Below are 11,195 nucleotides of genomic sequence, written 5' to 3'. Positions count from 1 at the left end.
GAGACGACAACGAGCCATGACTCGGCCCGTTTCGCCGCTCAGGCGACCCCGAGGTACTGATTCTGTTTCTCTTCGTCGTGGAGCAGTTCCTGCGACGAGATCTCGGTCGCGATCCGGCCATTGACCATGACGAGCACGTGGTCGCCCAGCGCCGTCGCGAAGGCGAGGTTCTGCTCGATCAGGAACACCCGTTGCCCCTCGCCGATCAGTGTGCGCAGGGTGTTGACGAGGTGCTCGACGATGGCCGGTGCCAGTCCCTCGGACGGTTCGTCCATCACCAGCAGACGTGGGTTGGTCAGCAGGGCCCGGCCGATCGCCAGCATCTGCTGCTCGCCACCGGACAGATTGGCCGCGCCGACGCGCCGCCGCTCGGCGAGTCGGGGGAACAGGTCGTACACGGCGTCCACGTTCCACCGGTCGGCCGGCTTCGCACCCACCATCACCAGGTGTTCGTGGGTGCTCAGGCTCGGCCAGATCCGGCGGCCCTGTGGCACGTAGCCGATACCGGCGTTGGCGATCTGGTACGGCGAGCGCCCGCGCAGCGACCGGCCACCGAACTCGATCGAGCCGCCACGTGCCGGGACGAGCCCCATGATGGCCTTCGCCAGGGTGGTCTTGCCCATCCCGTTGCGGCCCACCATCGCCACCGCGTCGTCGCCGATCTCGAACGAGACCTGCTGCAGGATGTGGACCTGGTCGTAGTAGACGTCGAGGTCGGAGACCACGAGCCGGTTCTCGGGCTCAGCTGGCATGCAGGTCGCCTCCCAGGTAGATGCTGCGCACGAGGGCGCTGGAGCGGACCTCGGCCGGCGTGCCCTCGAGGACCTTCTGTCCGTCGGCCATCACCACGACGCGTTCGGCGACCCGCAGGGCGATGTCCATGTCGTGCTCGATCAGCAGCAGGGTGATCTCCCGATCCAGGTCCTCCAGCAGCGAGGTCAGCAGGCCTCGCTCGCTGGGTGAGAGACCCGCGGCCGGCTCGTCGAGCATCAGCACCCGGGCGTTCCCGCCGAGGGCCATGGCGAGCTCGAGCTGCCGCTGCTCGCCGTGCGAAAGATCGCCGACGACCGCGTCCAGTCTGGCGCGCAGACCGACCCGTTCGGCCAGCTCGCGGGCCCGGGCCCGCCGGTCGTCGTCTCGGTCGGCGTTGGTCAGCCGGTTGACCGACCGTGGCAGCCCGCACAGCGCCAGGTACAGGTTGTCGGCCACCGAGACGCCCGTGAACAGCCGCGAGGTCTGGAACGTGCGGACCAGCCCCGCGTGCGCGCGCCGTTGGATCGACCAGCCGGTGACGTCCTCGCCGAGCATCTCGATGCGCCCGGCCGTGGGCTTGTACTCGCCGGCGATGGTGTTGAACAGGGAGGACTTGCCGGCCCCGTTCGGCCCGATGACGGACACCCGGTGGCCGTGGCCGACGTCGAGATCGACGTCGGCCACCGCCTGCACACCACCGAACCGCTTGGACACGCCCGTCAGGTGGAGGGCCGAGCCGTCGCGACCGGACGTGGTGTCGAGGGAACTCATGGGCAGCCGTCCAGCCGCGCCCAGTTCTCGCTTCCCTGCTGGACGCCCTCGGCCGTGCTCACGAGCTGTGTGCCGAGTTGCTCGCCACCCTCGTCGACGACCTCGTAGATGAAGATGGAGGTCTCGGCCTGGCGGTTCTCGTTGAGCTGGAGCGAACCGATCGGCGAGTCCCACTGCAGGTTCGACATGGTCTCGCGCAGCGACGCGCCCTCGTCCTCCTCGACGACGCCGTCGTTCTCCTCGAGCGCCAACAGCAGGGACTTGAAGCTGTTGTAGTAGAGGACGGCCTGGAGGGTGGGGGTGTCGAACGCGTCGGGGTTGGCGTCGCGGTAGGCCTGCTGGAACTCCTGCCACTCCGGGATGTCCGCGCTGGCCGGCGGGATCGGGCCCGAGCTGACGATGCCCGCGGACGCGGCCCGCACGTCGCCCTCGGAGGAGAGCACGTCCTCGGTGACCAGGATGGAGCCGCCGATGATCGGGATGTCCACCCCGAATTCCTCGGCCTGCGTGAGGAAGTCGACGGCGTCCGAGCCACCGACGGAGACGAACATGGCGTCGATGTCCCCCGGGATGGACGCGATCACGGAGCTGTAGTCGCTCTCGCCGAGCGGCACCCAGAAGGTCTGTGCGACTTCACCACCGGCGGCGCAGTAGCTCTCCAGGAACCCGCCCACCTGCGAGTGCGGGAAGGCGTAGTCCTCGGCCAGCGTCGCGATGTTGGTGTAACCGAGCTCCTCGACGGTGTAGGCACCCAGGGGGCTGGTCCACATCGCGCCCTCGGAGTGCCAGCGGAAGTAGTTCTCGGCCGGGTCCGCGAGCGTCGTGGCCGTGCCACCGGAGGCCGCGTCGACGAACGTCACGTGCGGCACGCTCTTCGCGTAGTCGGCCAGTGCGGCACCCTCGCCGCCGGACAGCGGGCCGTGGATGATGTGGACGCCGTCCTGTTCCACGAGCTTTCGGGCCCGGTCGACGGCCGTCTCCGGCGTGGTGTCCGAACTCTCCACGATCGTGCGGATCGGGCGACCCGCCACCTGGTGCCCGTACTCCTCCAGCACCATCTGGACGGTGCGTTCGCCGTCCTCGGCGGACGCCGCGAAGGCACCTTCCAGGGCGCTGATGCGGCCGATGACGAGTTCGTCGCCCTCGGCGTCGACCGCGGCGGCCTCGCCGCCGTCGTCGTCCGTGGCGCCCGGGTCCTCCTCGCCCAGGTCGGTGCCACCGACCTCGTCCCCGAGCGACGTGTCGCCGTCGGTGCCACAGGCGGCCAGCAACATCGCCGACACGCCCAGCGCCGCCACGGCCTGCGTGGCGGTGCCTCTCTTGTACTTTCGGAGTCGGCTGGTCATCCGAACTCTCCTCCTGTCGCTGGCCGCTCCCGCGGCCTCTCCCAACGGTCGTGACGTGGTTCAGCCACGGGTGGTCGCACTTCCCGTCGCCGCCGTCTCGCGGCCCGATCCCTCCTCCTCGCGGTCACCCGACGGGTCACCGTCCCGCCTCCGGAATCGCGACCAGGCGCGACGCGCCTGGTCGGTGAGCCCGACGATCCCGCCGGGGAAGAACAGCAGCACCACCACGAAGACCACGCCGGTCAGCGTCAGGCGACGGACGGGGATGGCCGGGTGCTGGGCGAAGTTCTGCAGGATCGTGAGCCCCGTGGAGCCCAGGAACGCGCCGGCGATGGAGCCGATCCCGCCGAGGACGGACACGATCAGGACGTCGACGGACCGGACCATGTCGACCGCGCCTGGCGTGATCCGCCCGTGGTAGAAGAGCGCGAGCACCCCCGAGACGCTGGCGAGGAACGACGAGAACGTGAAGGCCGCGACCCGGTACCAGTAGACGTTGTAGCCCAGTGCGCGCATGCGCTCGGGGCTGTCGCGCACGCCCTCGAGCGCGAGCCCGAACGGGGTCCTCGCGACGTAGCGGCAGAGCAGGTAGCAGCCGACCGCCGCCGCGAGCGCGAAGAAGTACAGGACGTTGCGGTCGTCGAACGACAGCCCGAACAGCTCCGGGCGGCGGATGCCGCCGATCCCCTCGAACCCGCCCGTCAGCGATGCGGCCTGCAGGACCAGGAAGTAGCCCAGCTGCGAGACGGCCAGCGTCAGCATCAGGAAGTAGACGCCCTGCGTCCGGACACAGATCAGGGCCACCAGGAACCCGACCGCCGTCCCGGCCAGCACGGCCAGAGGGAGGGACAACCCGTAGTGCAGGTCGCCGGTGGTGCTGAGGATCGCGACCGTGTAGCCGGACACGCCCCAGAAGGTGAGTTGGCCGAGCGAGAGCATCCCGGTGGTCTTGGCGAGCCAGATCAGGCTCATGGCCACGATCCCGAGCCAGAGCGAGCGCAATCCGACGCTGACGACCCAGAACTGCGGCCGTGGCACCACGAACGGGAACGCGACGAGCAGTGCCAGGACGATGCCGAAGGCGACCCAGTTGGTGCGCCGACGTGTGGTGTCGATGAGCTGGCTCATGCGGCGCGCCCCAGAATCCCCTGCGGGCGGACCGCCAGGACGAGGATCATCAGTGCGAAGGTCAGGATCGACGCCCAGGCCGGGATGTAGCCGAGCGCGAACTGCGAGACGAGTCCGACCAGCACCGCGCCGACGGCGACGCCGGTGATGCTGCCCATGCCACCGACGATGACGACGATCAGCGAGTACAGCAGGTACTCGATGTCGGTCCCCGGCGCGAGGGAGAAGGTGGTGCCGCCGACGGCGCCGCCGAGGCCGGCCAGTGCCGACCCGAGGAAGAAGACGGCGGCGAACACCACGCGGACGTTGATCCCGGTCGCGGAGACCATGTCGCGGTCGTCGACCCCGGCCCGGATGATCATGCCGAAGCGCGTCCGGGTGATGAACGCCCACAGGGCGATGCCCACCACGACGGCGAGCAGCAGCGTGAACAGCCGGCCGCGTGGGTAGACCAGGCCGGCGAACCCGAAGTCGAAGGCGCCGCGCAGCCAATCGGGTGTGCGCAGCGAGTAGGCGACGCCGCCGTAGCTGAGCAGCATCTGGTCGGCCATGATCAGCGACACCCCGATCGTCACCAGGGCGACGCGCATGTCCTCCTTCTCGATGCGCCGCAGCAGGACCTCGTACATCAGCAGCCCGACGCAACCGATCGCGATCGCGGCACCGAGTAGGGCGACGCCCCACCGTTCCGTGCGCTGCAGCACGCTCCAGCCGAGGTAGCCGCCCAGCAGGTAGAACGCCCCGTGCGCCAGGTTGACGATGCGCATCATCCCGAAGATGAGCGTCAGGCCGCTGGCGACGAGGAAGTACAGCGCGGCCAGGGTCAGGCCGTTGAGGCCGATGACGAGTACCTGCCTCATGAGGTGCTCGAGGTGGCCAGTCGCGGCCGCTCGGGGGCGGCCGCGACCGCGGCGGCCCAGGCGTCACGGACGAAAGCGTGGCCGTCGGCGGCGAGCTGGTCCTCGCTGTCGAACATGCGCCGCCAGATGCAGGTCGCGGCGGCGAGCTCCGGCAGCCCGCTCCCGAACGCCTCGATGGTCAGCCAGCCGTCGTAGCCGATGTCCGCCAGGGCGCCGAAGACCGCGTCCCAGTGCACCTGTCCGCTGCCGGGCGTGCTGCGGTCGTTCTCCGCCAGCTGCATGTGCACCAGCACGTCGGCGCTGTCGCGGATGGCGGCACCGACGTCCTTCTCCTCGATGTGCGAGTGGAACGTGTCGATCATCATCCGGCAGTGCGGATGGTCGACCTCGGTGACCAGACGTCGCGTGTCCGCCGCGCTGTTGAGGAGGTAGATCTCGAACCGGTTGAGGTACTCGAGAGCGAGGGTGACCCCGGCCGCGGCAGCGTCCTCGGACAAGCCGCGGAACGCCTGGACACCACGTTCCCACTCCTCGTCGGTCGGGCCGGTCCCGCTGAAGACGCCGAGCCCGGCGTAGAAGGGCCCGGCGAGCAGGTCCATGCCGCCGGCGTGGCAGCACTCGAGCACGGCCCGGACATGGTCGATGCCGGCCTGGCGCACCGCCGGATCGGCGCTGATGACCGCGTTGTGGGCTCCTGCTGCGGTGACGGCGGTGCGCTCGAGTCCGAGGTCGTCGAGTCGGCGCGCCAGTGCGGCGATCGCCTCGGGGCGGGCGTCGAAGATCGGCACCTCGACGCCGTCGAAGCCGATCGTCTTCAGTCGCTCGAACAGCGGCAGGTACTTCTCGTCGGTGACGTCGCTGTCCCAGAGGAACAGGTTCATGCCCAGCTTCATGGCGGCTCCTCGTCTCCTCGGTGGCCGTCGGCGATCCGTCAGTCGAAGGTGGGCAGGTCGACCCGCTTGCCGCCGGCCATGGCCGACTCGTGGGCGCAGATGCCGACGCAGGTCCAGTTCGCCGCGGTCTCCTCGTCGACGAGCGGCTTGCGGCCCTCGACGATGCTGCGGACGAACTCGTGTGCGAGGTGTGGGTGGGAACCGCCATGCCCACTGCCCTGCTTGAACGACAGGTGCTCGTTCTCCTCGGCGTCGTAGACACCCTTGGTCGTGTAGCGCCGGATGCCCTCGGGCAGCCGGTCGGCGTAGTCGGGGACCTCGACCCGCGAGGCGTCCTCCCCGCGGTGGATCACCGGGTGCTCCCCGGCGACCTGCTCCCACTCGAACGAGAGCTTGTCGCCGTAGACGTCGAAGCTCTCCACGTACTCGCGGGCGGTCTCGAACAGCGAGCGGGTGATCTCGGCCGACAGGTTCGAGTCGCGCAGCTTGATGAGCGCGCTCTCCACCGCGAACGGCGAGCCGTACTTCGCGGTCAGTTCTTCGGAGATCTGCCCGGAGCCGAGGCAGTGGACGTACTCGGCCTGCTTGCCGGCGAGAGCCAGCAGCGGGCTGACCGCATGGGTCGCGTAGTGCATCGGCGGCAGCCCCTCCCAGTAGCCGGGCCAGCCCGCCATCTCCTGCTGGTGTGCCCCGCGCAGGAACTGGATGCGACCGAGCTCCCCGGAGCGCACGAGGTCCTGGACGTAGAGGAACTCACGTGAGAAGACCACCGTCTCCATCATCATGTAGTTCCGGCCCGTCTCGCGGGCGGTGGCGACGATCTGCTCGCACTCCTCGACGGTGGTCGCCATCGGGACGGTGCACGCGACGTGCTTGCCGGCACGCAGTCCGGCCAGGGTCTGCGGGGCGTGGTCCGGGATCGGCGTGTTGACGTGGACCGCGTCGATGTCGGGGTCCGCGAGCATCTGCTCGTAGGACGAGTAGCGCCGCTCGACGCCGAACGCGTCCCCGATCTGGTGCAGCGAAGCCTCGTTGCGCTGGCAGATGGCCAGCATCTCGGCATCGGGGTGCTGCTGGTAGATCGGGATGAACTCGGCGCCGAAGCCCAGGCCGACGATCCCGACACGTACGCGCTCACGCATTCCCGTCTCCCTCCGATGGTCGTTTCCGGGCGCAGGCGACCAGGGCCCTCGCCCGCGTGGTGCGGGCGGGCGCCTCGGTGGTGGGCGTCCACCAGCGCGCCGCAGACGTCGTCGCGGTGCGCGCGAACCTCTCCCGCTGCTACCACTCCCGTTGGCAGCTGGTGTGACCGTGCTTGCTTCCTACCTCGTGGCCAGGATTTGTTCCCTACCACAACGAATAGCTAAGCCGACTCCCGCGTCGGGGTCAAGGAGCGTGCGCGACCTTTTCGTGCCGTGCGCAACCCCGCCCTCCCCCGCGCGCGACGAGCCCCGCGGCGGGCGCGCACGACGCATCGGCACGCCACCGGACGTGGCGTGCCGATGCGTCCCCCCGGCCGTTCGGCGGCCTCAGTCCCCCGAGCTGAATGCCGCGTCGAACGACGCCTCGGACGGCTCGATCTGCGTCAGGGCGCGAACGAACGCGAGCGCGTCCGGACCGCCCACCAGACGGTCCATGCCCGCGTCCTCCCACTCCACGGAGATCGGCCCGTCGTAACCGATCGCGTTGAGCATGCGGAAGACCGGCTCCCACGGCACGTCGCCGTGGCCCGTGGACACGAAGTCCCACCCGCGCCGCGGGTCGCCCCACGGCAGGTGCGAGCCGAGTCGACCGTTGCGGCCGTTGAGTTGCTTGACGGCCTCCTTGCAGTCGACGTGGTAGATCCGGTCCTTGAAGTCCCACAGGAACCCGACCGGGTCCAGGTCCTGCCACACGAAGTGGCTGGGATCGAAGTTCAACCCGAACGCCGGCCGGTGACCGATCGCTTCCAACGCCCGCACGGTCGACCAGTAGTCGTAGGCGATCTCGGAGGGGTGCACCTCGTGGGCGAAGCGGACGCCGACCTCGTCGAAGACGTCGAGGATCGGGTTCCACCGGTCGGCGAAGTCCTGGTAGCCGCGCTCGATCATCGCCGGCGGGACGGGCGGGAACATCGCCACCGTGTGCCAGATGCTCGACCCGGTGAAACCGACGACGGTGTCTACGCCGAGCCTGGCCGCGGCGCGAGCGGTGTCCTTCATCTCCTCGGCCGCGCGCTGCCGGACGCCTTCGGGTTCGCCGTCGCCCCAGATGCGGGCCGGCAGGATGCCCTGGTGACGCTCGTCGATGGGGTCGTCGCAGACGGCCTGCCCGACGAGGTGGTTGCTGATCGTCCACACGTGCAGGCCATGATCGGCCAGGATCTCGCGGCGGCGGTCGACGTAGTCGTCCTCCGCGAGCGCGCGGTCGACCTCGAAGTGGTCGCCCCAGCAGGCGATCTCGAGGCCGTCGTAGCCCCACTCGGCCGCCATCGCGCACAGCTTCTCGAAGGGCAGGTCCGCCCACTGCCCGGTGAACAGGGTGACAGGACGCGGCATGACGTCTCCTCTCCAGACACGGGCGCCGGTCCGTCCTCGCGCTCCGGCACCGCAGTTCTCGTTCCTCGAACGGCTCTCAGCGCTCGACGGCCTGCCAGCGCCCTTCGGCGGCACTGGTCTCGACCGCGTCGAGCACGCGCTGGACCTGCAGTCCGTCGGCGAAGCTCGGCCGCGGGTCGACGCCGGTCGCGACCGCCTCCACGAAGTCACGCATCTCGTGGGTGAAGGTGTGCTCGTAGCCGAGCACGTGCCCCGGCGGCCACCACGCCGCCAGGTAGGGATGCGTCTCCTCGGTGACGAGGATGCGTCGCGCGCCGGCCTCGGCCGGGTCGAGCGTGTGGTCGTGGAACCACAACTCGTTCATGGACTCGAAGTCGAACGCGATGCTGCCGCGGGCGCCGTTGATCTCCAGGCCCATGGCGTTCTTGCGCCCGGTCGCGAAGCGGGTCGCCTCGAACGTGCCGATGGCGCCGCCACCGAAACGGGCGAGGAAGAGCGCGGCGTCGTCCACGGTCACCTCGCCGGTCGCGGCGCCGCCGGCGCTCGCGGACAGCCCGCTGGACTCGCCGGCCAACGGGCGTTCGCGCACGAACGTCTCCATCAGGGCCGTCACCTCGGTGATGTGGTCGTCGACCAGGTACTGCGCGAGGTCGGCGATGTGGGCCCCGATGTCGCCCAGGGCACCCGACCCGGCCACCTCCTTGCGCAGCCGCCAGACGAGCGGGAAGTCGGGGTCGACGATCCAGTCCTGCAGGTAGTGCGCCCGCACGTGACGGATCGTGCCGAGCCGCCCGTCCGCGATGAGTTGGCGGGCGAAGGCGAGGGCGGGCACCCGCCGGTAGTTGAACCCGACCATGGAGCGCACCCCGCGGCCCCGGGCGGCGTCCGCGGCGGCGGTCATCGCCTCGGCCTCGGCCAGCGTGTTCGCGAGCGGCTTCTCGCACAGGACGTGCTTGCCGGCTTCCAGCGCCGCGACCGCGATCTCCGCGTGCGAGGACCCGGGGGTGCAGATGTCGATGACGTCGATGTCGTCGCGTTCGAGCAGGGCACGCCAGTCGGTCGCGGTCTCCGCCCAGCCGAGCGTCGCCGCGGCCTCCTTGAGCGCGACCTCACTGCGGCCACACAGGACCGTCTTGTCCACCTCGGCCGGCAGATCGAAGAACCGGTTCACGCTGCGCCAGGCCTGTGAGTGGACGCGCCCCATGAAGGCATAGCCGATCATGGCGATCCCGAGCCTCGGCTTGCTCATGACTTCTCCCGTCGTCCTTGCAGCCGTCTGCCCGCCCGGGGCTCCCCCGAGCGGCCCGTCGCAAACCTACCAAGAATTCGTCGTTGTCGACCACAAACCTCGTGCGCCAGGTGTTTGTTGCACTGCTGGACAAAAAACGGCGACGGACCTAGCGTCCGGCCACGCCGTCAGGGAGGTCGCCATGGGCGCGGAAGTCGTCGCGGGCATCGACTGCTCGACCCAGCAGACGAAGGTCGTCGTGGTGGACGCCGCGACGGGCGAGGTGCTGGCGACCACCCGCGCTCCCCACGAGGTGCACGGCCGCGACGGCGCGCGGGAGACCGACCCGGCCGTCTGGCACGCGGCGCTCGCCGGGGCCCTCGCGCAGACCGGCATGGCGGACGAGATCGCGGCCATCGCCGTCGGTGGCCAGCAGCACGGCCTCGTGGTGACGGACCGGGCCGGAGCGCCGCTGCGTCCCGCCATGCTCTGGAACGACGTCCGGTCGGCCCCGCAGGCGCGGCACCTGGTCGAACAGCACGGGGGCACGACCTGGTGGGCCCAGCAGGTCGGGGTCGTGCCGGTCCCGTCCGTGACGGTCACGAAGTGGCGGTGGTTGCGCGAGCACGAACCCGAGGTCGCGGCACGTGCCGAGCGGGTCCAGCTGCCGCACGACTGGCTGACCGGCCGCCTCACCGGGGAGGCGACCACCGATCGGGGGGATGCGTCCGGCACCGGGTGGTGGTCGTCGATCCACGAGCGGTATCACGACGGGGTCCTCGGCGCGAGCGGTATCGAGTTGGACGTCGCCGCGCTCCCGCGGGTCGTCGGGCCCCGCGAGCAGGCCGGCGAGACGACCGCCGACGCGGCCCGCGACTTCGGGCTGCGGGCGGGGGTCCCGGTCGCTGCCGGCACGGGCGACAACATGGCGGCCGCGCTCGGGCTCGGGCTCGGGCCCGGCACGCCGGTGCTGTCGCTCGGCACGTCCGGCACGGCCTACGCCCGTAGCACGCGACCGGCCTCGGACCCGTCCGGGACGGTGGCCGGCTTCGCGGACGCGACCGGCCGGTTCCTGCCCCTGGCGTGCACCCTCAACTGCACCCTCGCCGTGGACCGCATGGCCGACTGGCTCGGCCTGGACCGGGACGAGGTCAGCGAGCGCTCGCACGTGGTCGTGCTGCCCTTCCTCGACGGCGAACGCACGCCCAACCTGCCCGAGGCGAGCGGCCTCGTCGTCGGACTGCGGCACGACACCAGCGCCGGCGAGATCCTGCGGGCCGCGTACGAGGGTGCGGTGGCCTCGCTGATCGAGGCGTTGGACGCCATCGACCGGCACTCCTCCGGTGTGGACCCCGACGCCCCGCTCGTCCTCATCGGCGGCGGTGCGAAGGGCGCGACCTGGCGGGACGTCGTCCAGCGCCTGTCGGGACGGGCACTGCGGATACCGGCGGAGGCGGAGCACGTCGCGCTGGGCGCCGCCGCCCAGGCCGCCGGCGTCCTGAGCGGTGAGGAACCGTCGGTGATCGCCCGGCGCTGGGGACACGGCGCCGGTCACGAGATCGACCCCGTGACGCGGGGCGACGACACGCTGGAGCGCATCGTCGCCACGCGCACGGCGGCATCGTTCCTGCTGCGCGGTCCGGGCGGCTGACCGGCCCGGGCGCGGCGGGCCGGTCGCA

Annotated in this window: 10 protein-coding genes; 1 reads left to right on the top strand and 9 read right to left on the bottom strand. The window is 70.6% G+C overall.

Annotated features, from left to right (window positions below):
• Nucleotides 1–38 precede the first annotated feature (38 nt).
• The 9 genes from ACERM0_RS16455 to ACERM0_RS16415 form a co-directional block, all read right to left on the bottom strand.
• A complete protein-coding gene (locus ACERM0_RS16455) occupies nt 39–752 on the bottom strand; it encodes an ABC transporter ATP-binding protein (protein WP_373679709.1) in 714 nt (237 codons plus the stop codon).
• Nucleotides 742–1,524 carry an ABC transporter ATP-binding protein gene (locus tag ACERM0_RS16450; RefSeq protein ID WP_373679708.1) on the bottom strand — a complete coding sequence of 261 codons (783 nt, stop codon included), beginning with the start codon at nt 1,522–1,524 and terminating at the stop codon, nt 742–744. Before ACERM0_RS16450 ends, ACERM0_RS16455 begins: the two co-directional genes overlap by 11 nt.
• Complete coding sequence (locus ACERM0_RS16445; protein WP_373679707.1) at nt 1,521–2,870, bottom strand: ABC transporter substrate-binding protein; 1,350 nt, start codon at nt 2,868–2,870, stop codon at nt 1,521–1,523. The genes ACERM0_RS16450 and ACERM0_RS16445 overlap by 4 nt, the downstream gene beginning before the upstream one ends.
• Before the next feature lie 60 nt (nt 2,871–2,930).
• Complete coding sequence (locus tag ACERM0_RS16440; protein ID WP_373679706.1) at nt 2,931–3,998, bottom strand: branched-chain amino acid ABC transporter permease; 1,068 nt, start codon at nt 3,996–3,998, stop codon at nt 2,931–2,933.
• Nucleotides 3,995–4,858 (bottom strand): branched-chain amino acid ABC transporter permease, encoded by an 864-nt coding sequence (locus tag ACERM0_RS16435; RefSeq protein ID WP_373679705.1) that lies wholly within the window; start codon nt 4,856–4,858, stop codon nt 3,995–3,997. The genes ACERM0_RS16440 and ACERM0_RS16435 overlap by 4 nt, the downstream gene beginning before the upstream one ends.
• On the bottom strand, nt 4,855–5,751 hold the full coding sequence (locus ACERM0_RS16430; protein WP_373679704.1) for a sugar phosphate isomerase/epimerase family protein: 897 nt from the start codon (nt 5,749–5,751) through the stop codon (nt 4,855–4,857). Before ACERM0_RS16430 ends, ACERM0_RS16435 begins: the two co-directional genes overlap by 4 nt.
• Before the next feature lie 38 nt (nt 5,752–5,789).
• On the bottom strand, nt 5,790–6,893 hold the full coding sequence (locus ACERM0_RS16425; protein ID WP_373679703.1) for a Gfo/Idh/MocA family protein: 1,104 nt from the start codon (nt 6,891–6,893) through the stop codon (nt 5,790–5,792).
• Nucleotides 6,894–7,280: 387 nt separating this feature from the next.
• A complete protein-coding gene (locus ACERM0_RS16420) occupies nt 7,281–8,288 on the bottom strand; it encodes a sugar phosphate isomerase/epimerase family protein (RefSeq protein ID WP_373679702.1) in 1,008 nt (335 codons plus the stop codon).
• Nucleotides 8,289–8,364: 76 nt separating this feature from the next.
• Nucleotides 8,365–9,537 (bottom strand): Gfo/Idh/MocA family protein, encoded by a 1,173-nt coding sequence (locus tag ACERM0_RS16415; protein ID WP_373679701.1) that lies wholly within the window; start codon nt 9,535–9,537, stop codon nt 8,365–8,367.
• Nucleotides 9,538–9,718: 181 nt separating this feature from the next.
• Here ACERM0_RS16415 and xylB point away from each other — a divergent pair, with 181 nt between their 5' ends.
• On the top strand, nt 9,719–11,167 hold the full coding sequence (xylB, locus tag ACERM0_RS16410; RefSeq protein WP_373679700.1) for a xylulokinase: 1,449 nt from the start codon (nt 9,719–9,721) through the stop codon (nt 11,165–11,167).
• Nucleotides 11,168–11,195 lie beyond the last annotated feature (28 nt).

This window comes from Egicoccus sp. AB-alg2 (genome assembly GCF_041821065.1).
In the GTDB taxonomy this organism is placed as follows: Bacteria; Actinomycetota; Nitriliruptoria; order Nitriliruptorales; family Nitriliruptoraceae; genus Egicoccus.
Note: the sequence above shows the minus strand (reverse complement) of the source record. Positions and strands in the feature narration are given on the sequence as shown.